Below are 23,112 nucleotides of genomic sequence, written 5' to 3'. Positions count from 1 at the left end.
CTGGGTATCCCATTCCTCAAGAAGACAGAGTTCATTTTCGTTATCCACATTCTGGCAACAGTCACAGCGCAGGCAGCCCTTTTCGGTCCGTATGGATCCGATCAATAAAGCTATCGTTTGTGACAGCTCCAGGTGCTTCTCGGGAAGAACCTTCATGCGTATGACGACCAGAATCATAAAAAAAGTTAATGCAAAGGAGTAGCCAAAATTCCGAAAAAAGAAAAATCTTGGAATCAGGTCTGATATCGCAGGGTTTTATTAAGAGGAGAGAATAGGGTGGAAGGTTAAAACGATAGGAGGAGCCTCCATATTTGGTGGAACCTCCATATATGGAGGGAATTTTTGAGGATTAGAAATAATTTTCTTATTGCACATTATGGCATATTCGTGCAATAGTTAAATTGGTAAATACAGAAAATGCATTAACCCTATTACATAAGGGTCGGAGGAAAAAATGAAAAGAAGGTCAATGGGGCGATACCGGACCGTAAGCACGGCGGGGGAGCCGGTACGGGCATTCATACCCGATCCGTTGCCTCCTGATCCTCCACTGAAAATATCACCGGAGCTTCGGGATGAGTTGGATCGGGCTCTTATCGCCCTGGGGCGGCTGGATAGCGCCTCTGCTTATCTGCCCGATACGAACCTGCTTCTGTACATGTATATCAGAAAAGAAGCGGTTTTATCCTCACAGATCGAAGGAACTCAGTCGTCCCTGTCGGACCTCCTTCTTTTTGAGATGGAAGCCGTGCCGGGCGTTCCTATAGATGACGTAGAAGAGGTTTCGTGCTATGTGGCAGCTCTGACCTATGGTTTGGACAAAATCCGATCAGGCTTCCCCCTTTCCAACCGCTTATTGAAGGAAATCCATGCCATTCTTTTAAAAAGCGGCCGGGGCAGCAGAAAAGATCCCGGAGAATTCAGGCGGAGCCAGAACTGGATTGGCGGAACACGCCCGGGCAACGCAGTCTATGTACCTCCTCCACCGGATGCTGTTCAGGGGTGCATGGGAGAGTTGGAGCTTTTCTACAATAATGAACGGGGGAAAATTAGTACCCTGGAGAAAGCAGCGCTGACCCACGCCCAGTTCGAGACCATACATCCCTTTCTGGATGGGAATGGACGGCTTGGCAGACTGCTGATTACGCTCATACTTTGTAATGACGCTATCCTGCATGAACCCCTGCTCTACCTGAGTCTTTATTTCAAAAACCACCGGGATGAATATTACGACCTGCTTCAGAAAACCAGGCTTGAAAACGATTGGGAAGGCTGGCTTTCTTTTTTTGCCAAAGCGATCCTTTTAACGGCGGAGCAATCAGCAGAAACAGCCAAGAGACTGATCCGGTTGGCCGAAGAAGACAGGGTTGCCGTGCGTGGTCTGGGTCGCATCGCAGGATCAGCCCTGATGGTCCACCAGAGTCTTATGCAAAGGCCGTTAGCGGATGCCGCCAGACTTTGTCAATCTACCGGGCTGGTTCCAAACACGGTCAACAAGACCCTGAAGGCTCTGGAGGATGCCGGGATGGTCCGGGAAATCACGGGCAGGAATAGAAACCGGGTATACGCGTATCGAAAGTTTATCGATGTGATGAATGAAGGAACGGAGCTTCTTTGAAGATATCAGCCTTGAAGGTTTGGTTGCCGCGATCAACCAGGTGGACCAGGTCCTGTCCGCATAGGGATGCCGGACCGCTTAATCCGACTCTTTGATCTCCGGACGAACTATCCCGAGCTTATGCATCCTGGCCCTCAAGGTGCTCGGGTGGAGGCCCAGGATGACCGCGGCCCCGTCTTTTCCCTCGATGCGCCAGCGGGTTTCCGATAGGGTCTTAACGATTTGGTTTCGCTCCACCTCTTCCAGGGTATTCATGCCGGCCGGAAAGGGAAGGGATGGAATCTCCAGTTTATCCGCCAATTGCAATACCGGCCCGGGGCACAAGATCACGGCCCGTTCAATGATACTTTCCAACTCCCGGATGTTCCCGGGCCAGGGGTAATCCTGGAGGGCCTTCATCGTTTCCTTCTGGATGGAGGTAATCTGCTTCCCTAATTTTCTGGCATATCGTTCCGTGAATGCCTGGACCAGGATCGGTATGTCTTCCCGGCGCTGCCGTAAGGGAGGGACCGTGATGGGGAAGACGTTGAGCCGATAGTAAAGGTCCTGCCGAAACCGGCCCTTGCGGACCTCCTCTTCAAGATTTCGGTTGGTCGTGGCCACGATTCGCACGTCGACTTTAATGGTCTGGGATGAGCCCAGGCGCTCAAACTCGTTATGCTGGATCACCCGGAGCAGTTTGGCCTGCAACTCCAGCGGTAGTTCCCCTATCTCATCTAAGCAAAGGGTTGAGCCGTGGGCGACCTCGAATCGGCCTACCTGGCGGGTATCGGCCCCGGTAAAGGCCCCTTTCTCCCGGCCGAACAATTCGCTCTCTATTAAATTGGCCGGCAGGGCGGCACAGTTGACGGTGATCAGCGGCCGATCCTGGCGGGGGCTCAGGCTGTGGATGACGGCGGCGATCAGTTCCTTTCCCGTACCGGTCTCACCGAGGATGAGAACCGTTGTGTTCTGAGGAGCGACCTGTTCCGCCCGGTAAAGAACATATTTAATGCCATCGCTTTGACCGAGAATATGGTCGAATTGATGTTTCATTTTGGACTGTTGACGGAAGTAGATATTCTCGGTCTCTAATTGGTCTTTCAAGGTCTTGATTTCAAAAAGGGCCGTGCGCAGGGATTCCTCGGACAGGCGATGTTCTTCAATCTCATGCCCCAGTTGTTCGTTGGCGGTCCGAAGTTCGATGGTCCGTTCTTCCACCCGTCGTTCCAGTTCGTTATGGGCTTTTTGCAAGGCCTCGGCCAGACGTTTCCGTTCGGTGATATCGCGGATATTACACTGAATCACTTTTTGATGATTGACCAGATAGACATTACTGACAAATTCCACGGCAATCGGGTGTCCCTCTTTCGTCTCCAGGGGTAAATCCTCGAACCGGACATATCCTTCGCTCTGCAATTCCGAAAAGGCGGCTTTCGAGGCTTCCATATTTTTAAAGGGACCGATTTCCCAAAGTTTTTTCCCTAAGAAATCCTCATAGGAATAACCCAGAATTTCTACCAGAAATGGATTAACATCCGAAATTTGCCCTGTCTCGGCATCGAGGATTAATATGCCGTCCTGGGCTGTTTCGAAGAGACGCCGGTAACGTGTTTCAGAAATTTTCAGCGCCTCTTCCGATTGCCTCTGATCGGTCCGGTCTTGTATCCGGCGCTCCGTAGCCTCCGGCTTCTTGCGAAGTCTTTCTATTTCCAAAAGGCGTTGCTGTTTTGTTTTGGGGGTTTCTTTCACCTGGATCCCTGTCTGATCTTTTCCGGATTTTCAATTTTCAAATATTCTTTGAAAGATTTTATTATAATGGTCTTTGCGAAAAACTGCAAATTCGAATTTTCTTCCGGGAACAGATAAGGCCAGTAACGATATGGGTTGTTTCGAAAAATAGAATCGGGTTTTGAACTCACGGAGAGAGTCTTAAATTCCTGTTTCAGCTTTCGGTTGTGATTCGTATAGGACCTGGCCGTGGAATCCCGGCCCAGCATGAGATCCACGGCCAGGATAAACGGTTTCATCCGGGCGGCATCGTCGATTGCGCTCTTTTCGAATCTAATACACCCCGTATTCCCGGGTAAAATCAATCAAGGCCTTCACATTTTCCGGTTTGGCGTCGTCCAGGCCGGTGGAGGTGTCCATGATATAGCCGCCTCCCTGGGCCACCGTATCGATCAATTTTTTGCAACAGGCCCGGACCTGGTCCGGGGTGCCGGTAGCTATGATGGACAGCGGAACATTTCCCCGAATGCAGACCGTGCCGCCCAGGATTTCCTTGGCCTTGACCATATCGGTGGCTTCAAAGGCATAGCAGGCCTTACCGGCAGGGATGTCCTTGATGGTCTCCAGCCGGGTAGTGCAGTTGCCTTCCCACAAGGGGCAGGGGTTCAATCCTTCATGGATCAGGGTTACCATCAGGTCCCGGAGGGTGGGCCAGAAGAACCGGTTGAACTGCTCCCGGGACATGAAGTTATCCAATCCCCAGTGGATGGGGATAAAGACCCGGGGGTTTCCGCTGGCCCGGGTGCCGTTTAAGGCCATCTCGATCATAAAGGGTAACAGCTTCTCGCAGGCTTGAATAACCTTCTCGGGCCTCCGATACAGGTCCAGCATGGCGCCCTTCATACCCCGGAAGAAATCGGTCAAGGTGTCGAAGGGGGCTTGACACAATGCCCCATACTGCATGGGGAAACCCGCCTCCCGGGCCTCCTTGCTAAACCGCATGGAGTAGGCGGCGATCTCCAACGATTTTTCACCGGCCTTCACCAGGGTTTCCAGTGCCTCTTTGACCTCCGGCTGGGTAAATCCACGAAAGCCCATAGGCATCCCCAGGTAATAGCTGATAATGTTGTGGAGGGGGGGAAGCTGCTGCAACCCGCTCAAACCACCCATGATGCGGGGCCAGAACCTCCGGATCATGAAGTCAGTGGGGTCCAGAAGGAAATGATCGTATTCCTCCGCCTTCATGTACTCCCCCTCAATATACTGGTAGGTGTGGTTGGCGGCCACCCCGTGACCGGGCCATTTCAAGGGCTTGAAATCCAGAGTTTCCAGGAGGGGGCCTAGTAGCCTGATCCCGAATGGATTATTGTCCATATCCGGCTCAAAATCGATCATGGTCTTCCACTCGGCCTGAAAAATCTTTTCCGGGTCGTACATCAATTCCTGAATGGTCATCCCGCAGTACTTGGCCGGGAAAAAAGCAAAAAGGACCAGAATAGGCACCCGGTCCGGGACGCGCAGGGCGATGGCATCCTGGACCCGCTTTTCCCGTTGCTGATAAAGTTCTTCCGGGGTTTTCATGATGCTTGTCCTCCGATCCATTGCTTACAGAGATTTACGGCGGCAGCGGCGTCCTTCCCATAGGCATCGGCCCGGGCGTATTTCCTGACCTCATCATCCATCTGACCGCCGCCGATCATGATCTTTATCTGATCCCGCAGCCCGGCCTCTTCTATGGCCTCCACGGTTTTCTTCATTGAATCGAAGGCCAGGGTGAGAAAACCGCTCAAACCGACTACCCTCGGTTGGAATTCTTTTATTTTTTCAACAAAGACCGGAACCGGCACATTGATGCCGAGATCAAGAACCTCAAAGCCGCCGACATCCAACATAAAGGTGACGATATCTTTTCCGATGTCGTGAATGTCTCCGGCCACGGTGCCGATCAAGACCTTGCCCTTTTTTTGTAAATCGTCTTCTGTTTTAAGAAAGGGCTTGACTCTGTCCGAGATGACCTTAAGGATCTCCCCGGCCAGGACGAGGTCGGGGATAAAGTATTCCTCGGTTTCAAAACGCTTGCCCACGATCTCCATGGCCGAGCGTGCATCGTCCAGGATTTTCAGGGGGTCGGTCCCGCTGTTGATCAATTCTTCGACCAGGGCATATACCTCCCCTTCCTTCAGGTCGGCCATGAGATCTATTAACCGTTTTTTACCCATTAAATTTCTCCTTAATCAGCTATTTTTCATTTTCCCTTATAAAGTTTCCAGGCAGCTTTCTCGATAACGACCGGCACATAACATTTAGGCCCCAGGCCGTTATGATTTTCCGGCGAATAATTGAAGACGCCATTTTGACCGACAAAGCCCTTAATTTTTTCCAGGTTGTCCCGAAGCTGTTCCCGGATTTTAATCAAATCCGCAGGAACGGCGGGATCCAGCTTGGGGTCCACTTTTTTCAAGGCTTCGGTCGTCAAATAGATCTGATCCCAGGGGTGGCCGGCATAGAGGCTGAAGGCCCCGTGGAGCCTGGTATATTTGGTATACAAATCCATGGCCACTTTTTTCTGGACGTCTTTGGCCGGCAGGTCCTGGGCGATCAGGGTTTTAAGGGAGGTGCTGACGATCCCTTCAGCGTATTTCCCGGCCAGGTCGATGAACTCGGGGCTGACAATGGCATAATCGCTGACGATGGGATGGTTGAACCCCTGGTCCCGGGCGTTCTTGATCACAACCACCGTATCGGGGACGTTTCCGGTAATCAGCAGTCCGTCCACTCCGGCGGCTTTAAGGTGCGTGATCTGGGGACTCATATCGGTACTTCCCGGGGCGTATTTCTCTACCACGGCCGGGGTGATTTTCAGCTCTTTGACCGCCCAATCGAAGACTTCCTTTCCGGCCAGGCCGTAGGCCGTGTCGATGTACAAGTAGGCGATTTTCTTGGCCCCCCGCTGCAGCAGGTTATCCAACAACACGGGGATGGAGGCCTCCCGCTGCCGGGGCACGACGTTGAAGACCCACTTCTTGGTGGGGATCCAGAGCTTGTCTATGGGGGTGGCGGCGATCATCGGGGTTTTGCTGGATTCGATGGTCTGCAGCACTGCCATGGCGGCGCCGGAAGAACTATAACCGCCGAGCAGGACAACTTTGTCCACTTCGATCAATCGTTTAGTGTGAATGACCGCTTTGGCCGGTTCGCTTTCCGTATCATAATAAATCACCTTCAGTTGCCGACCGTTTACACCGCCGGCGGCATTGATCGTATCCACGGCGATCTCCATGCCCCGTTTTCCGCCGATTCCCAGGTTGGACTGACGGCCGGTCATATCCAGAGTGCCGCCGATGAGGTAGGGGGCTTTCTCCGCCTGGCTGTAGCCGGGCAGGAAGCCGACCGTTGCCAACAACAAAACCAAGATTGTACCAAACATGCGTTTCATAATGCTCCTCCTTAATTTTGGTTATCCGAATTTGTTCAGCTATTATCCGCCCAGATAGGCGGATTGGATGACCGGACTCTCAATCACTTCCAGGGTCGTCCCGCTCAATACCAACTCCCCCCTTTCCAGGACATAAACATAGTCGGCAATCTTCAAGGCCGCCCGGGCATTCTGTTCCACCAGCAACAGGGAGATATCCCCTTGCCGGGCAATTTCTTTCAGGACCCGCATCATCTCCGCCACCAGCAGGGGCGAAAGCCCCAGCGAAGGTTCATCCAGAGCCAGCAGCTTCGGCATGGCCATCAGCGCTCTCCCGATGGCCAGCATCTGCTGTTGGCCGCCGGATAGGGTTTCGGCTTTCTGCCTGACCCGTTCCTGCAGGATGGGAAAAAGGGTGAAGACCATTTTCAGGCGATCGGCCAGAGCTTCTTTCCTTCTTTCGGCGGTCAGGGAGTAAGTACCGATCAGCAGATTATCCATCACGCTCAGGGAGCCGAATAGTTCCCGCCCCTCGGGAACGCTGGCGATCCCCTGGGCAATGACCCGATGAGCCGGCAGACCTTCAATGGGCCGGCCCTCAAAAAGGATTCTCCCGGACCGGGGTACCAGCAATCCCGTAAGGGTTTTAAGCAGGGTGGTTTTCCCGGCGCCGTTGCTCCCCAGGATAGCCACGATCTGTCTCGCCCGGGCGGTCAGGGAAATCTCTTTCAAGACCTGGGCTTCCCCGTAAAAGGTGGAAACCTTTTCCAGCCGGAGTCGATCCACCCCGGCGTTTTCCGGGGAACCCGATATTGTTCCGGAAACCGGCCGTTCAGGCAACGGTCACCTCCTCGCCCAGATAGGCATTGATCACCGCTTCGTTCCGCCTGATTTCCTCCGGAAGTCCTTCGGCGATCAGGGAACCGCCGTCAAGCACCAGGATTTTTTCCGAAAGAGACATGACAAAAGGCATATTGTGCTCCACGATGAAGATGGTCAGCCCTTCAGACTGGAGCTTATAAATCAGATCAACCAGTTTACTGATCTCGTGGGCCGCCAGACCGCCTACCGGTTCATCCAGCATGAGAAATCGAGGGTCCATATTCAGCGCCCGGGCCACCCCAACCAGTTTTCGTTCACCCAGGGGCAGTCTGGCAATCGGGTCCTCGGCCTTGTGTTCCAGGCCGATCAACTGCAGATTGGCCAGGGCGGCCTCCCTTGCCTGTTTTTCCTCTTTCCGGGCCGAAGGCAAAGCCAGGCCGCAGGACACCATGCCGGAGCGGCTGCGCACATGGCCGCCCACCATGACATTTTCCAGGACAGAGAGGCTGCCGAAGAGCTCTTCCAGTTGAAAGGTCCGGCCTATGCCCCGGGCGGCAATACTATGGGCCGCCAGACCGGCGATATTTTCTCCCTGAAAATGGATTCGACCGCGGTCCGCCGGATAGAGACCGGCGATGACATTAATTAAAGTCGTTTTTCCGGCCCCGTTAGGCCCGATCAAGGAAGTAATACCGCCCCGATCCAATTGGAAGGAAACCCGGTTCAAGGCTAAAATACCGCCAAAGTGCCGGCTGATTTCCTTTATCGCCAACCAGCCTTCAGGAGGGGTTGATCCGTGCACGGGACCTCCTTCCGGCCGGGCTCAACCGTTCCAGCCACCCGGCCAGCCCGCCGGGCATAAAAATAAGAATAACCACGATGATGATCCCGAAAAAGAGGGCGTCCACTTCGGCCGTCATGACCGGCAACACTTTCCCCAGGTAGGTATGGATCAGCTCCCGGAGCCACATGACTACCAAACTCCCGAGTAGAGGGCCGTAAAGGGTTTTCCCGCCACCGATGATGATCATGGTGATCAACTCCACCAGCAGCGGAAACCCGAAAAGTGCCGGCATGATATAACGAATCCAGAAACAGAAGAGACTGCCCGCCAGACTGGCCATAATGGCGGTGATGATGAACAACCGGAGTTTATAAGCCGCCACGTTGATCCCCAGGCAACGGCTGGCCGTTTCACTGTCGTTGAAGGAGATGATGGCCCGGCCCATCCGGGAGTGCATCAGGTTGTTAAGAAACCAGTAGGTTCCCAGACAGAGCCCCCAGGACAGGAAATAAAAAGGGCGATCCCCCTCCAGGGCCAGACCCCAGACGGACAGCGGCGGGATGCCCATGAGACCGTCATGGCCGCCGGTCAGCGATCCCAGGTTGGCGATGATGATCTCGACGATCAACAAGAGTGAGAAAGTGGCACAGGCCAGGTAATATCCTTTGAGTCTAAGCAACGGTGCGCCTAAAATAAAGGCAACGCAGGCTACGAACACAGCGGCCAGAATGATGGCCCCCAGGGGAGGGACACCTTTCACGGCAGCGATACCCGTCACGTAGGCACCGAGTCCGAACCAGGTGGGATGGGCCAGGGAGAAAATTCCGGCCTGTTCCAGGAGCACGCCTTTCCCCAGAGCCAAGGCTCCGTAAATAGCGACAAAACACATGACCCCGATGACGTAGGAGCCGGATACCAAAAGGGGCAGCAGGAAAACAGCCAGGGCAAAGACCAGGAAAGGAAGAGGAAATCGTGAAGCCGGGGTCATTGGACCTTTCTCCGAAAACGCAGCCGGTAGGTGCTGAGAACCAGGAAAAGCACCATTACCAGAAGGGAAAATACATCCTTTAAGCTGGCAGAGATGAAACCGGCGCAAAATCCTTCCAGCAACCCCAGGGCCAGAGCGGCCAGGACCGTACCGATGATCGTCCAACCGCCCACAATGGCGGCGACCAGCCCCTTCAATCCATTTAACAGCCCGATTTCATAACCCGTAAAGGTGATCGGGGCGGTGATAATGCCGGTCAGGGCCCCCAATCCTCCGGCCAGCCCGAAACAGAAAAGCCGGAAACGGCTGATGTCAATGCCCATCAGTTTGGCCCCGGTAGGGTTGACGGCCGAAGCCCGGAGCGCCTTACCGAACAAGGTATAGTTAAGAAACCAGGAGAGTCCGGCGGTGACGATCCCCAGGAAGGCGAAGACCACGATACCCTGAGGGGTCAGGGTGGCTCCCAGCAGATGAAGGGGGGTATTGCCGAACATGGGCTCTATTTTCCGGGTTTCCGAGCCCCATTGGAGCAGTATCAGGCCTTTGAGGATGGAAGCCAGGGCGATGGTCAGCATCATATAGACCATTTCCGAAGGCTGTCTCACCGGTCGTATGGCCGTTCGTTCCATGAGGACGGCGATAGCGACGGTGGCGGCCACCGCCAGCAGAGAAGCCGGCAACAGCCCCAGACCCGCACCATGAAAGCCCCAGGTCCACATCCCGCCCAGCATCACGAACTCGCCGGTGGTGACGGGCCGCACCCGGGTGAGTAGATAGACCACGCTCCAGCAGATCCCGAGAACGGCATAGATGCTGCCGCCGGTTATTCCGGAAATGGCATATTGGAGGATTTGGGAGAAAAGAGTCATAAATTTTTCATTATGATTAATGATGGTTTCACAATTGGATATAATATTCAATCTTGATGCCATTAATATAACTTATTAAATTTAATAAATTTTTTAATTTTTTCGTCTTTTTATTGATTTTTTATTACAATATAATATAATTTTTACAGTATATTGTATTTTTTATTTGATTTGATTTATCGGATTGGAAAAAAAGATGATAGAATTGGACACAATACGGATAGAAAACTGGAATGCTGTTGAAAAAGACCTCCTTTTATATCTCCTTCACACCCAACCCCCAGTTTCCATTGATACCCTGTGCGCCCTGACCGGCGCTCCTGCCCTGCCGGTATTGAATGTCCTGGAGGGCCTGCAAAAGAAAGGACTGGTGTTCCGAAAAAGAGGAACTCCCAAAGGGATTTATTTCCCCAACCTGGATCGACTGACTAATCGGGTCCGGGAAGAGGCAGTCGATGAAGAAAGCCGGCCGGCCGTCAAGCGCCTGATCGAATATTATACCCGCACCCTGGAGGAAGGAGAAACCAAGACTCTGATTTTGGCCGAATTGTACCACAAACTTGGAGATGTCGCCCAAGGCGGGCAGTTGATAAAAAAGGCCGCCGACATCCTGTGTCTTACCGGGCAGAAAGACCAGGCCCTGGCTTACTACGAGGTACTCCTGAAAAAATTTCAGGGTCAGCCGGTAACCGAAGAAAACGCCGGGGATTTTTTAGACAGCGTCCTCGGAAAAATTTCCTCCGCCAAACACCTGATGACCATCCCGGAACAGGTGGCCTTGCTCAGCCGGGCCGAGAAGGCGGCTAAACGTTTCCAGCGCTGGGACTACCTGCCCAAGATCAAACTGGCCCTGGGCTTCGATCTTCAGGCGGCCGGTCAGAACAAGAAGGCCTTCCGCTATATGAGCGATTTCTGGAAACTGGCCGAAAAGGTCGGAGAGGCCCGTATGTTGAAAATGGCCACTTTGATGATGAGTGAATTTCTCCACTGGAAGGGAAAATTCGCCGAAGTGGTCCGCCGCTACGAAGAAGTGGTCGAGGACCTGGAAGAATTCGGCGATGACGAGGCCACCTTGAGGGCCACGGCCCGGGTGGGCTTATGCTATGTGCGCTGCGGTCGCATTGCCCGGGGCATGGGTATGATCGATACCGTCCGGGCCAAGGCCGAACTGCTCCGCCTGCCGCAGATGGCCATTTTTTCGGATTTGATGACCCTTATCGCCCTTTTTGAACTGCGGAAGACGACCGAAGCCGAGGGGTATCTGGACCGTCTGTCCGCCCTTCCACCGGAACAGGTAGGGCATTATATCCTCTGGCCGGTAGAGGCCTGTAAAGGCTACATCCGCTGCATGCGGGGAGACTATGACGGTGCTTTTGAACACCTGAAACGGGCGGTGGACCATTCCCGGTTTGTGGGCTGGTTGCATCAGAACGGCGCCTGGAACTTCGAGTTGCTGGAGGTGCTGGAGTCGAGGGGCTTTGTCCATGCCGAATGGAATTACCGGAATGAAATAAAAAGGATGCTCAACTGGGACGATATTTACATGAAAGGAGTGTCCTATCGCTATCGGGCCTTGCGCCTTTTGGAAAAACAACAACCCCTGAGCCGGGTCCTGGCCGACTTAAAAAAGAGCGAAAAATATCTCAATCAATCGGGGGCGGAAATTGAACTGGCCCGCACGCGGATCGCACTGGGGAATCTCTACTTCAAGAAGGGCGAGATGAAACCGGCCCAGACTTTTCTGGGAAAGGCCTGGCGGTTCTTTTCCAATGTAGACCAGAGCCTCTTTCCCAAAGATCTGCTGGCGATCATGCCCCAGGAGCAAAAGATGGAAGTGATGATCGACCGGATCATCGAAATCAACGAATCCCTCGGAACCCTGCAGGACCTGTCTTCTTTTCTGGAACGGGGCATCAATCTGGCCCTGGATTTGACGATGGCCATGCGTGGCGCTTTTTTCACCCATGGCCCGGGAGGGGAACTCACACTGACCGCCAGCCGGAATCTGGACCCTGCCATCCTCCGGCAGGAGCAGGTCACCGGTCTCCTGGGAGTCGTAAGGGAAGTGGCGCGGCTGGGCCGGGAAGCGGTTCTGCCGGAGCTAAGCCCGGAATTCCATCTTTCCGAGACCTCCCTCCGGGAGGCGGGTATTCATTCCCTCATCTGTCTGCCGGTCCGACTGGCCGACCAAACCCACGGGTACCTCTACCTGGACAACCGTCTCGGGCTAAAGCCCTTTCCGGCCGACAACCTTCCGCTGGTACGACTCATCAGCAACCAGATCGCCGTAGGCCTCTCCAACATCCGAATGTACGATGAGATGAAGGTGCGCCGGGATCGCCTGGAGGACGAGACCACCTTCTACCGGCGCGAGATGGGGATTGCCAATCCGGTTGAGGCCCTCATCGGACATTCGGACCCGCTGGGCCGGGTTGTCGAACAGATACGCCAGGTGGCCCCCACGGATAGTTCGGTTTTAATTTTGGGTGAAACCGGCGTGGGGAAAGAGCTGGTGGCCAAGGCCATTCATAATATGAGCGGGAGAAAAGACGGGCCTTTCATTCCGGTCAACCTGGTGACCCTTCCCCCGGATTTGGTGGCCAGTGAACTATTCGGTCATGAGAAAGGGGCCTTTACCGGGGCTTATGGGAGACACAGGGGGCGTTTTGAACTGGCGGACCACGGGACCATTTTTCTGGATGAAATCGGAGACCTCTCCGCCCAGGTTCAGGTAAAGTTATTGAGGGTCCTGCAGGAAGGCACCTTTGAACGGCTGGGAAGCAGCCGACAGGTAAAGTCCGATTTCCGGGTGGTGGCCGCCACCAATAAGGATCTGGTCAATCAGGTCGAAGAAGGAAGCTTCCGGGAAGACCTCTATTATCGGTTAAATGTATTTCCCATCCGGGTTCCCCCTTTAAGAGAACGTCAGGAAGACATCCCCCTGCTGGCCCGGCATTTTCTTAACCAGTTCTGCCAACAGATGGGTAAAGAGGTCAAACGGATCCCCAGGGAAGAATTAAAAAAGCTGGTCGAATATCATTGGCCGGGCAATGTGCGGGAATTAAAACATTTCATCGAAAGGGCGGTCATTTTGTCCGACGGCCCTCGGATCGGCTTTTCCGGTCTGGACCATGTCCCGGCCCAGAGGGATTTAACCGGGCCGACCGGGCTGATGCCCCTGGCCGAGATGGAGCGTGACTACCTGGAAAAGGTCCTGAATGCCACCCACTGGAAAGTCAGCGGCAGAAACGGGGCCGCCGCCATACTCGGTTTGAAGCCGACCACCCTGTTTTTCCGAATGAAGAAACTCGGCCTGAGTAAAGGATAATGATCGAAATGAGCTATACCATCGAACCAATCGGGATCATACGCTCCGGGTTGACCAGTCTCGAGGCGGCACCCCTCCAGGGTGACGAAGGCGCTCCCGAAGCCTGGCTGGAGCTCACGGATCGAGTAGCCCAAGGACTTCTCGGCATCAGGGCCGGCGACGAGCTTATCGTTCTAACCTGGTTTCATCGCGCCCGACGTGACCTGCTTCAGGTGCACCCGCGCGGGAAGGCCGAGGCACCGTTAAGAGGCGTGTTTGCGACCCGGTCGCCCCATCGTCCCAACCCGGTAGGGCTTCATCGGGTTTCGGTCTTGGAGGTCTCCGGGAACAGGTTGAAGGTTGCGCCGGTGGAGGCCATCGACGGGACGCCAATCGTTGATATCAAGCCTGTACTCCTGCGGGGAGATGACCGATGATACGTTTGTTTATTAGACAGGATTTGCGGGACCGGCTCGCCGTCCACATGGACCGTGCAAGCCCCGCATCCGGCGATACCGCAGCACTATTTGGTCCCCATCAGTCCCAGATGACCCCTGAAGTACCAGAGTAAGGGCCTTTACCTATCGATTGCAATCTCGCAAGTTATACCGTTGACTTTAATTACCGGCGGCATGAATACGATTATAACGATTTCTTCCTTATTAACTTTCATTGGAGTGGAATTCCGGGCTCGGCGCTAACCGACTGACAAAGAAGGATAAATGGCCCTTGCCCAGGCCTGGATGGCCTCCCAGTTTCGGAAGTCACCTTCCGGTACACCCCGGTCTTTCATTTTTGATTTCATGATCATGCGATACATAATAGTTAATTTACTGTAATCCAATACCCCCGCAAATAACCCCAGGTCAACCGGTTGAACGGAAGGTGCAGATTTGAGAACCGGATTCATATAACTCCCGGCTACCCTGCGACTTTCCTCGGTATCCTTATATAAGGCCAGGCAGGTCAAAAAGAAGGCCACCGGGATCCGGCTCAACCTCTCCTGGTTGTTTTGCACGAATTCAATAGCCTCGGGCAGCCAGGACGCACTACGCACCGAGCTGCCCAAGACGGCTCCGTCATAGGAAGAAATATCCCTAACGTTTTTTAGGACTCGTATATCAACCTGGGCCCCTTGTTGACACAACTCCCGCCCTAAAGCCTCAGCCACTTCGCCGGTAGATCCGCAAAAACTGGCATAGCCGATCAGGATTTTCTTTTTGCTTTTCTTTTTGGCCTGGCAGCTTGATTCCGGAAATTTAATTTCTGCACTTAAGGCTTGGGGGGGTGTAAATACCCCACTCCCCATGGCCAGGCCTCCAAGGGTTCCTCCGGCAATCATCGAACTGTTCAGGATAAATTCCCTTCGAGTCATTTTCCCCATATTCCCTCTCCTTTCTTTGTGCTGCGGCTAAGGATTTTCAGCTTAATTTTTCTCGTATCTTATTTCAGAGATGTAAAGAATCTTTTTTAGGCTTGTAAAAATTTGTAAAATAAATGTAAAAAAGAGTAAAAGAGGTGATAAAAATGAGAAAACGGAACCCAACAATTTGGATTGTATGGAAGATATTGGTGATTTGCACTTCGTTCCACCTACCCTACGGGAACTATCAGGGAGCCGCCAAAAGGGCCGTATCGGAACTCCGGAAGAAAATCTGTTTTTACTTTTATCTGGAACTGGGGATTCCTGTGACTGAGGTCGCTCGTCATGGAGGGGTTGGAACAACAGGGTGGCCATGGAGATTAAGGGGTTGAATGCAGCGAAAAAACTGAATGGAATGGACAACGTTCCCTTTCCCAGCCTTCAACCAGACGGGAAAATAACGCTCTTCCTTTTTTTATTCCTACATCTGTGGCCCTACTGGTTAAGGCAATCGATATCCCGTAGAAGGAGATAAAGAAATGCATAGACCTCAATTGTTTCTGATCGAATGGTTTCTTTGTACATTTATAGTATTTCTTTGTTGTACGGCTGCGATCTCGGGATCATCGTTTGAGCACCGGGTCCACGAGGGGCACCTGTGTGCCAGGAATTCTAAATGGTATTCGGCAAGAGATTTCACGCTGAAGCTGGAGCCAAAGGGGATTCAAGGAAACCCTTCATTTACCGTACAACTTATGGAAAACGACGATATGCACATAAAACTTGATGGTCTTGTTCCTACCGTTGACGGGTCGAGTGGCGAGGCTATACTGATAGCAGGGCGAGTCCTGCTCACAAGAAACATACAAATGCAAGAGAACTATGCAATCGACATCCTTGATGGCCCTGCACTGCTTCGGCAGTTAGCCCTTACGCTCATTGGCCTTGCATCAGAAAAAGGTCCGCAGAGCGCCACTTTTCCGATTCAGGCCAAGATAGCTGAAGTGAAGTACCCCATCAAGGTAACAACCGCAAGTGCAGGAGGATCGTATAATGCTCCATGGGAAGCGATGATCGATTTGTTCAAGAACGACAAAGGCATCATAGACTACAAGATCGCTTTCTCATTTGCCGAGCAGCAAGGCAAGAAGACTGCCAAGAACTTCACGGGTCAACTATCAAACTACGGTGAAAGAAACAGCAATAAGCCATTGACTGATGACTTCAACATTTCAAATTGGAAACAATACATTATAGGGCCATATACGAAGAAGACTGAAAAAGGCACAATCCACGACTATGGTACCACGAATATTGAACCACCTCTTTCCACATTGGGAAAGTTGCGTAAATACATCAAGGAAAAGAAGGCAACGAAGGATGGGAGACATAACAAATAGCAGCGACCCAGTCCACCGTCTTGCGGTAGGCGTGATGGGCCAGGCGGTCCAAGATCGCATTGGCCGTGACCGGATCGGGGAAGAGAGCGATCCGATCCCGAGAGGCCGGTTACTGGTTAGGATTTCGAAGGGTTGTCTATCTGGTCTATGGATGATGGTGCCCTTTTCCAGGCCTTTGATTTGAAGAAGAAATACGCCGATCATCCGATGGATCTGGCGGATGCCTCTTTAGTCGCGGCCGCAGAGACATTAAGGACGAAGCGGATATTCACGATTGACCGTGATGATTTTGAGACCTATCGGATCAAAATAGGGCATCGATATTATCCTTTTGAATTTTTAAAATAGACCGTTTCCTGGCCCTCTCTTCTTTAGGATTCTCTCCGACAGGGAACAAACCCCGGAGAGGGAGTCAATCCACTTAGGCCCCGGATTTCCTCATGCATTAAAGGGCGTATATTCCCCGGCGCCAGATCTCTACTCGGCCCTGAATCGCACTCCATCGGGCCACCGGCGATCAGACGATGGTCGGATGGACATAAGCCGGGGGGAGATTTTTTGGGCTTGCATTCCTCCTTTTTATAGACTACACTCGAAATTATCTCAATAAAATTTCGAGAGGTGTATGACTTTGGATGAAAGGCTGTTTTATAGCACCAATGCCTGGAAAAGCGGCGGTTTCAGTCTGCCGGCAGGTATTGTCGAACGGGACATCCATGATTTGGCGGTCCGCTTCCTCAATGATAAAGAGATCCTGACCCTTATTGGCCTGAGACAAACCGGGAAAAGTACCCTGGTACTTCAGCTTATTTCCGACTTACTGAAAAAAGGCATCGGTCCGGAGAGGATATTCTACTTCACGCTGGACGACCTTTCCCTGCGTCAGGAGCTTTCCGCATCCCCGGCCCATTTTCTCAGTATCATGGAACGATTTCTGGGAGAAGATATAGAGCAGCTGAAAACCAGACTCTACATCTTTATTGATGAAGTCCAGAAACTTCCGGGATTCGTGGAGTACATCAAGGCTTTGTACGACCTGCGGCTGCCGGTCAAGTGGGTCCTTACAGGCTCTTCCTCTCTTACGCTCAAGGCCCAGATAAAAGAAAGCCTCGCCGGAAGGGTCCTGTCATTGTCAATTCTTCCCTTTTCCGAGACCGAAATATTCAAAGGATATGGCTATCCGCCTCCGGACAAATCCGGAATACGAAATTTTCTTTTTGGGAAGGCGACCTTCGACCGAAAGGCCTTGAAACAGCATCAGGCCCAATTGATGCCTCACAAGCAGAAAATCCTTCGGTTTCTCGATGAAACCATGGTCTTTGGCGGTCTTCCAGCCGTGGCCCTCAGCGCTGATCCGGAAAGAAAACAGGTCCTCCTGAGAAACTACCGGGACACCTATCTTGAGCAAGACATAAGAAACCTGGTAAGGGAAGACAAGCTCTGGGTCTATCAGAAGGTAATGGAGCTTATGGCCGCTCGGGTGGGGGACATTCTCAACTATTCAACCATCGCCACACAGCTTGAAGTGACCGTGGACACCATAAAGCGATACACCATGCTCCTGGAAAAGACCTTCATCATTATCAATCTAACCACTTATTCAAGGAACCTCAGAAATGAAGTTCTTAAAACACCCAAGGTCTATTTCACCGATCTGGGCCTAAGAAACATTCTGCTGGGCCTGACCGAACTATCCCAATTGGAACGACTCAATCAATACGGTATCGCCCTGGAAAATGCCATGGTTGACCGGCTAAATACCTATTTGTCCCGATGGAACCCGGCGGCACGGCTCCATTATTGGCGGACCAAATCCAAAGATGAAGTTGATCTGGTCATCTATACCCCAGACCGGCTGATTCCGCTGGAAGTAAAAAGCGACAAGAAGGTCCAGACCCGGCATCTGAAAGGGCTCCGAAGCTTTCTGCAAAAGGAAAAGGAGAAGACCGGAATCCTGGTGGGCCGTTTCGTTGATGCCGATATCATTGAAGAGGGAAAAACAAAGATAGTCCTGTTGCCCCACTGGATGATTTGAACCAATTCTAAATTTTGTATCAGTTTAGCCTTTTGTAATTTTTTGGCCTACCGGATTGCAAATTTCCTGCCTATTGCCTCCAGAAGAAAGGCCTGGTTCTGGTGAACCTCATGTCCGACAAGCTGGAAAGCCCGGCTTTTCCGGGCCAAGCGCCGGTGCCTTACGCCGATCCCAAAATGATCCAAAAGCCTGGCGCCAAAATCATTGTCTCCTGGAATTTGCCCCAGTCCCGGAATGAACAAGTCGCGCTCACCGATGGTGATTATTTTTGTCCAAGGTGCGAGAAATTCCAACTCCATTTCCGGCCTTCCGGACACTGGACCCCCTTTCTAAACGAGTAGTAAGTGGATTCAATTTTCCCGTAGCTTATCCATGTTCGGCAGGTGGGAAGGGCTTGAGCGGGGGCGGGCCTGGTAAGTCTGATGCCTTATTATCTACGAGCAGAAAGCCTGCCATTTACTTCGATTAAGAAGTAAGCCAGGAGCACCTGACTAAAAGACGACCAGCGGTTTATTTTCTTAACCAGTTAATTTTGACGATAAAGATCGATTTGACAAATGGCAAACTTTGACATATTATGACAATACTGATGTTTCCGAAATGGCTATAAAATAAAAACCGGAGGGTTCCATGACGATGAACGTTAACCTAACTCCTCACCTTGAGGACATGGTCAAGCAGAAAGTGGCATCCGGACTTTATACCTCGGCCAGCGAGGTGGTTCGCGAGGCGTTACGCCTCATGGAAGCTCAAGACCGCCTGCAAGCGGCCAAACCCGAACAGTTACGGCAGGATATCCACGACGGACTAAATAGCGGCCAGCCGATGCCTTGGAATACTGAAGATATCAAGCGAGAGGGCCGCTTGAAACGGACCGCTCGCGCAAATATCCGCACCAAAGATTCATAATTATTTTGGGAAAATTTCAGGGGATCGTCCGCCGGTCATTCAGTTTAAGGAGAAATGAGGTAACTATGAAATGTCCAGCCTGCGGTCATCCAAAGATGGTGGCGAAAACTCAAGATGAGACTCTTTCTTATGGAAACCAGTCATTGACACTCCACATAATGCATGGTGATTTCTGTCCGGCCTGCGGCGAAGGCGTTTGGGATGCCGAGAGCTACCGGCGGTATACCGAGGCTCAGGCTTCCCTGTTGCGTGGGGGAAAGGGAGACCTAAGTGCCGAGTGAGAATGTTCTGTGTCCCTTTATCGAGAGGAAGTTGGAAATATTGCGCCTTTCCTCCCTTTGCAAAGTAAGAATAGGCCCTAAAGAAGAAATATACACTGCTGCAAAGAACTTTCAGGACAAAGCAGGATTGTCCTCGAAAGATGCGTTACATCTCGCCTGTTCACATTTCACAGGATGTACTTTTTTTCTTACCTGCGACGAGGAACTAATAAAACGCGCAAAACGATTGAACCTTTCCATGGGGGTCATGAATCCCGTGGATTATATAAGGGAGGCTAACAAAAATGAAAGCGCAACAATTTGACGATGCAGAAATTAAATTCAAGGGCATAGAAGCATTGAATAAGGCCCTGGGTCCGTCTGCTGCATTGAGGTTTCTCACTATGTTTCATCGTGAACCAACCGATTACGTAGAAATTTCTCGTCGTCTCTATGAAGGTCAAACCATTGATGAAATATTTAAACGAGCCAGGGCTAATTGGAAAGAATAACTTACCCGGTTAAACAGCTCCTTAAAAGCCTTTGTCCTTTTCGAATCCAAAGTTATAATATATCCATATCTTCAGTTTTACCACTCCGATATTCTATTATTGATTCAGATACGATGTTTTTAAATTGATCGCTTTTAGAAAAATCGTTATCGCTTTTAGAAACATATTCGTTCTGAATTCCAATTTTTATATTCGGGGACTTCGTCAAAAAGAAAATGGGGATGCTATCAATCCGACTTAACTCTTGCCGAAACATAAAAAGTGAAGAAAAGCAGTCATTTTTTTAAGGAAAGGGGAAGGCCGTCGATTGGCATGTCTCGTTCCCGAATCGCACTCCATCGGGCCACCGGCGATCAGGCCAGGGTCGGATGGACGCTGAAAGAGGCATTGAAACGGCCCCCCAGGCGAAAGCGGGAGCCGGGATAGATCAGACGGCTCCGGGTAGCCACCTTCCCAAAAGACCAGGTGCGGCGGTAAAGCACCAGGCAAGGCTCCCCGGCCCGAATCTTCAGGGCCTTTCGGGTGAAGGCATCGGGCATGGCCGCCTCGACCACCTGTTCGGCCTCCTCCAAGGGGGCCACCCGCAGCAGGTATTCGCTGGGGGTCATGGTGGTGAAGTCCTGTTGGAGAAATTCCGGGGCAACGGCCGGGTTGACATAGCGGTTGGAAAGTTGCACCGGCAGGCCGTTGTCTATATGGACAATAATGGAATGGAAAACCCCGGCCCCCTCGATCAGCCCCATCTCCCGGGCCAGTTCACTGGAAGCGGTCTCCTGGGCCAAAAGCAGCACCCGACTGGTGTGCCGGCCTCCCCCTTCTGCGATCTCATCGGCAATACTTTTAATCTCCAACAAGGCCCCTTGAGGTTTTCGCCTGGCCACAAAGGTGCCCACCCCTTGAAGCCGGGTGACGAATCCTTCGGCCATCAGTTCCCTGATGGCCCGGTTGACGGTCATCCGGGAAATATGAAAATGTTCTCCCAATTCTTTTTCCGAGGGGATCCTGGTTTCCGCCCCCCATTGGCCGCTTCGGATATGGTCGATGATGAAATTTTTTACCCGAAGATAGTGGGGGTGCGGCCCAAGGGCCTGGTCTTCTCTCTTCGCCCCCGCGGAGCCCTGGGTGAATAGCCGATAATTTGCCTTGGGGTGGGTTATGGAAGATCTTTGGGACATAGCTCAAACCCGCTTTCTTTTTTAGCCTCGGTTCCTGTCCTCTTTTCATTTGACAGACCGGAGATTTTTCGGTTATAGAAGTATATACATGTATAGATGAATGTCAATTTGAAAATATTCTCATCCGGAGAAAACAATTCCGGATGAGAGCGATTAGCTTTCAGCTTTTAGGAAAAACTCTGAAAATGGCTGCAGGCTGACGGCTATTCGCTCCATCGGGAGGTCAGACCATGGGAACTCAGGCCCAAGAAAGACTGCTTAAGGAATTACAGATCGGCCTCGGCCAACCCCGGCCGGTAAAGGCCCCCCGGGGTCTGGAGCTTCATTGCAAGGGATGGCAACAAGAAGCGGCCCTGCGCATGCTCTGCAACAACCTGGACCCCCAAACCGGGGAAAAACCCGATGAACTCATCGTCTACGGCGGGTACGGCAAGGCCGCCCGCAACTGGCCTTGCTTCGATGCCCTGGTCCGCTCCCTGCTCGTGCTGGAAAATGACGAGACCCTGCTGGTCGGATCGGGCAAACCGGTGGGCATCCTCAAAACCCACGTCCACTGCCCCCGGGTGCTCATCGCCAATGCCAACATCGTGCCCCATTGGGCCAACTGGGACCATTTCCACGAGCTGGACCGGAAAGGCCTGATCATGTTCGGTCAGATGACCGCCGGTTCCTGGATTTACATCGGCACCCAGGGGATCCTGCAGGGCACCTATGAAACCTTTGCCGCCCTGGCCGATCTGAATTACCAGGCTTCCCTTAAGGGAAAGATCGTGGTCACCGCCGGATTAGGCGGCATGGGCGGGGCCCAGCCGCTGTCCGTGACCATGAATGAAGGCGTGGCCTTGATTGTCGAGGTGGACCGGGCCCGGATCCAGCGCCGCTTGGATACCCGTTATTTAGATGTTATGACCGAGGACCTGGATGAGGCCATAAAAATGGCCCGGGAAGCGGCCCAGGCCAAGGTCCCCAAATCCATCGGCCTTTTGGGAAATGCTGCCGAAGTCCTGCCAAAGATGGTTGAAATCGGATTCATCCCCGACGTAGTCACCGACCAGACCTCGGCTCACGATGAATTGAACGGCTACGTACCTCACGGCATCCCGTACAAAGAAGCCTTCCGGCTGCGGAAGGATGACCCCAAAAAGTATGTCGAACTGGCCATGGATTCTATGGCCGTTCACTGCCGGGCCATTCTCGATATGAAGGCCCGGGGGGCCATTGCCTTTGACTACGGCAACAACCTGCGGGGGCAGGCCCTGAAACGCGGGGTGTCTAATGCCATGGACTACCCGGGGTTTGTTCCGGCTTACGTGCGGCCCCTGTTCTGTGAAGGGGAGGGGCCCTTCCGCTGGGCGGCCCTTTCAGGCGACCCCCAGGACATCGCCGTCACCGACCGGGCCTTGATCGAGGCCTTCCCTGAAAAAAAGCGGATGGTCCGCTGGCTGACGCTGGCCGGCGAGAAGGTGGCCCACATGGGGCTTCCAGCCCGCATCTGCTGGCTGGGCTACGGGGAACGGGACCGAGCCGGCAAAATCTTCAATGACCTGGTCCGCTCCGGCGCGGTCAAGGCCCCGCTGGTCATCGGCCGGGACCATCTGGATTGTGGCTCCGTGGCCTCCCCCTTCCGGGAGACCGAAGCCATGCGGGACGGCTCGGATACCGTGGCTGATTGGGCCATCCTCAATTGCATGGTCAACGTGGCCTCAGGGGCGAGTTGGGTTTCCTTCCATGACGGTGGCGGGGTGGGCATCGGCTATGCCCTGCATGCCGGCCAGGTGACCGTAGCCGACGGCACACCCGAGGCCGAACTCCGGGTGACCACCGTCCTGCGCAATGATCCGGGAACGGGCATCATCCGCCACGCCGACGCCGGTTACCCCCGGGCCGTCGAGGTGGCCGCCGAACGGGGGGTAAAGATCCCCATGCTCAATCTCTTCCCTTAGGA

The 23,112-nt window shown here is 52.8% G+C and carries 23 protein-coding genes; 11 read left to right on the top strand and 12 right to left on the bottom strand.

The window, feature by feature from the left end; genetic code table 11:
* A partial coding sequence (locus tag HY879_25880; protein MBI5606776.1) for an antibiotic biosynthesis monooxygenase occupies nucleotides 1-177 on the bottom strand: 177 nt, incomplete at its 3' end.
* 277 nt (nucleotides 178-454) lie between these two features.
* Between HY879_25880 and HY879_25875 the strand changes: the two genes are divergently transcribed.
* Nucleotides 455-1,618, top strand: coding sequence for a Fic family protein (locus HY879_25875; protein MBI5606775.1), 1,164 nt, complete (start codon nucleotides 455-457; stop codon nucleotides 1,616-1,618).
* Between the two features lie 78 nt (nucleotides 1,619-1,696).
* Here the strand turns inward: HY879_25875 and HY879_25870 are convergent, their stop codons facing one another.
* From HY879_25870 to HY879_25835, 8 genes are all read right to left on the bottom strand, one after another.
* A complete protein-coding gene (locus HY879_25870; protein ID MBI5606774.1) occupies nucleotides 1,697-3,349 on the bottom strand; it encodes a sigma 54-interacting transcriptional regulator in 1,653 nt (550 codons plus the stop codon).
* Nucleotides 3,350-3,661: 312 nt separating this feature from the next.
* Nucleotides 3,662-4,909, bottom strand: coding sequence for a hypothetical protein (locus HY879_25865; GenBank protein MBI5606773.1), 1,248 nt, complete (start codon nucleotides 4,907-4,909; stop codon nucleotides 3,662-3,664).
* On the bottom strand, nucleotides 4,906-5,547 hold the full coding sequence (locus tag HY879_25860) for a cobalamin B12-binding domain-containing protein (GenBank protein ID MBI5606772.1): 642 nt from the start codon (nucleotides 5,545-5,547) through the stop codon (nucleotides 4,906-4,908). The genes HY879_25865 and HY879_25860 overlap by 4 nt, the downstream gene beginning before the upstream one ends.
* Before the next feature lie 26 nt (nucleotides 5,548-5,573).
* The gene (locus tag HY879_25855; protein MBI5606771.1) at nucleotides 5,574-6,764 is read right to left on the bottom strand and encodes an ABC transporter substrate-binding protein; all 1,191 of its coding nucleotides are present in this window, start codon (nucleotides 6,762-6,764) and stop codon (nucleotides 5,574-5,576) included.
* Between the two features lie 42 nt (nucleotides 6,765-6,806).
* A complete protein-coding gene (locus HY879_25850) occupies nucleotides 6,807-7,514 on the bottom strand; it encodes an ABC transporter ATP-binding protein (GenBank protein MBI5606770.1) in 708 nt (235 codons plus the stop codon).
* Nucleotides 7,515-7,575: 61 nt separating this feature from the next.
* Nucleotides 7,576-8,337 (bottom strand): ABC transporter ATP-binding protein, encoded by a 762-nt coding sequence (locus HY879_25845; protein MBI5606769.1) that lies wholly within the window; start codon nucleotides 8,335-8,337, stop codon nucleotides 7,576-7,578.
* A 7-nt stretch (nucleotides 8,338-8,344) separates the two neighbouring features.
* Entirely contained in the window at nucleotides 8,345-9,337 is a 993-nt protein-coding gene (locus HY879_25840) for a branched-chain amino acid ABC transporter permease (protein MBI5606768.1), read from the bottom strand.
* Nucleotides 9,334-10,206, bottom strand: a complete 873-nt coding sequence (locus HY879_25835) for a branched-chain amino acid ABC transporter permease (protein MBI5606767.1) — start codon at nucleotides 10,204-10,206, stop codon at nucleotides 9,334-9,336. Before HY879_25835 ends, HY879_25840 begins: the two co-directional genes overlap by 4 nt.
* 196 nt (nucleotides 10,207-10,402) lie before the next feature.
* Here HY879_25835 and HY879_25830 point away from each other — a divergent pair, with 196 nt between their 5' ends.
* Together HY879_25830 and tsaA are read left to right on the top strand one after the other, a co-directional pair.
* Nucleotides 10,403-13,534: a sigma 54-interacting transcriptional regulator gene (locus tag HY879_25830; GenBank protein ID MBI5606766.1), complete on the top strand. Its 3,132-nt coding sequence runs from the start codon at nucleotides 10,403-10,405 to the stop codon at nucleotides 13,532-13,534.
* Nucleotides 13,534-13,950, top strand: a complete 417-nt coding sequence (tsaA, locus tag HY879_25825; protein MBI5606765.1) for a tRNA (N6-threonylcarbamoyladenosine(37)-N6)-methyltransferase TrmO — start codon at nucleotides 13,534-13,536, stop codon at nucleotides 13,948-13,950. Before HY879_25830 ends, tsaA begins: the two co-directional genes overlap by 1 nt.
* Nucleotides 13,951-14,210: 260 nt before the next feature.
* On the opposite strand, the gene HY879_25820 is transcribed toward tsaA, so the two are convergent.
* Nucleotides 14,211-14,897, bottom strand: a complete 687-nt coding sequence (locus HY879_25820) for a flavodoxin domain-containing protein (protein ID MBI5606764.1) — start codon at nucleotides 14,895-14,897, stop codon at nucleotides 14,211-14,213.
* A gap of 518 nt (nucleotides 14,898-15,415) precedes the next feature.
* Here HY879_25820 and HY879_25815 point away from each other — a divergent pair.
* From HY879_25815 to HY879_25805, 3 genes are all read left to right on the top strand, one after another.
* Nucleotides 15,416-16,276 (top strand): hypothetical protein, encoded by an 861-nt coding sequence (locus HY879_25815; GenBank protein ID MBI5606763.1) that lies wholly within the window; start codon nucleotides 15,416-15,418, stop codon nucleotides 16,274-16,276.
* Nucleotides 16,277-16,408: 132 nt separating this feature from the next.
* On the top strand, nucleotides 16,409-16,624 hold the full coding sequence (locus HY879_25810) for a hypothetical protein (GenBank protein MBI5606762.1): 216 nt from the start codon (nucleotides 16,409-16,411) through the stop codon (nucleotides 16,622-16,624).
* A 277-nt stretch (nucleotides 16,625-16,901) separates the two neighbouring features.
* A complete protein-coding gene (locus tag HY879_25805) occupies nucleotides 16,902-18,311 on the top strand; it encodes an ATP-binding protein (protein ID MBI5606761.1) in 1,410 nt (469 codons plus the stop codon).
* A gap of 47 nt (nucleotides 18,312-18,358) precedes the next feature.
* Here the strand turns inward: HY879_25805 and HY879_25800 are convergent, their stop codons facing one another.
* Entirely contained in the window at nucleotides 18,359-18,628 is a 270-nt protein-coding gene (locus tag HY879_25800) for a hypothetical protein (GenBank protein ID MBI5606760.1), read from the bottom strand.
* 313 nt (nucleotides 18,629-18,941) lie between these two features.
* Between HY879_25800 and HY879_25795 the strand changes: the two genes are divergently transcribed.
* From HY879_25795 to HY879_25780, 4 genes are all read left to right on the top strand, one after another.
* A complete protein-coding gene (locus HY879_25795; protein ID MBI5606759.1) occupies nucleotides 18,942-19,220 on the top strand; it encodes a type II toxin-antitoxin system ParD family antitoxin in 279 nt (92 codons plus the stop codon).
* A 65-nt stretch (nucleotides 19,221-19,285) separates the two neighbouring features.
* The gene (locus HY879_25790) at nucleotides 19,286-19,501 is read left to right on the top strand and encodes a type II toxin-antitoxin system MqsA family antitoxin (GenBank protein MBI5606758.1); all 216 of its coding nucleotides are present in this window, start codon (nucleotides 19,286-19,288) and stop codon (nucleotides 19,499-19,501) included.
* On the top strand, nucleotides 19,491-19,805 hold the full coding sequence (locus HY879_25785; protein ID MBI5606757.1) for a PIN domain-containing protein: 315 nt from the start codon (nucleotides 19,491-19,493) through the stop codon (nucleotides 19,803-19,805). Before HY879_25790 ends, HY879_25785 begins: the two co-directional genes overlap by 11 nt.
* Complete coding sequence (locus HY879_25780; GenBank protein MBI5606756.1) at nucleotides 19,786-19,992, top strand: hypothetical protein; 207 nt, start codon at nucleotides 19,786-19,788, stop codon at nucleotides 19,990-19,992. Before HY879_25785 ends, HY879_25780 begins: the two co-directional genes overlap by 20 nt.
* A gap of 353 nt (nucleotides 19,993-20,345) precedes the next feature.
* Here the strand turns inward: HY879_25780 and hutC are convergent, their stop codons facing one another.
* A complete protein-coding gene (gene hutC / locus HY879_25775; GenBank protein MBI5606755.1) occupies nucleotides 20,346-21,167 on the bottom strand; it encodes a histidine utilization repressor in 822 nt (273 codons plus the stop codon).
* 230 nt (nucleotides 21,168-21,397) lie between these two features.
* Here hutC and hutU point away from each other — a divergent pair, with 230 nt between their 5' ends.
* Complete coding sequence (gene hutU / locus HY879_25770; protein MBI5606754.1) at nucleotides 21,398-23,110, top strand: urocanate hydratase; 1,713 nt, start codon at nucleotides 21,398-21,400, stop codon at nucleotides 23,108-23,110.
* The last annotated feature ends 2 nt before the right edge of the window (nucleotides 23,111-23,112 follow it).

It is taken from the genome of Deltaproteobacteria bacterium (assembly GCA_016219225.1).
In the GTDB taxonomy this organism is placed as follows: domain Bacteria; phylum Desulfobacterota; class RBG-13-43-22; order RBG-13-43-22; family RBG-13-43-22; genus RBG-13-43-22.
Note: the sequence above shows the minus strand (reverse complement) of the source record. Positions and strands in the feature narration are given on the sequence as shown.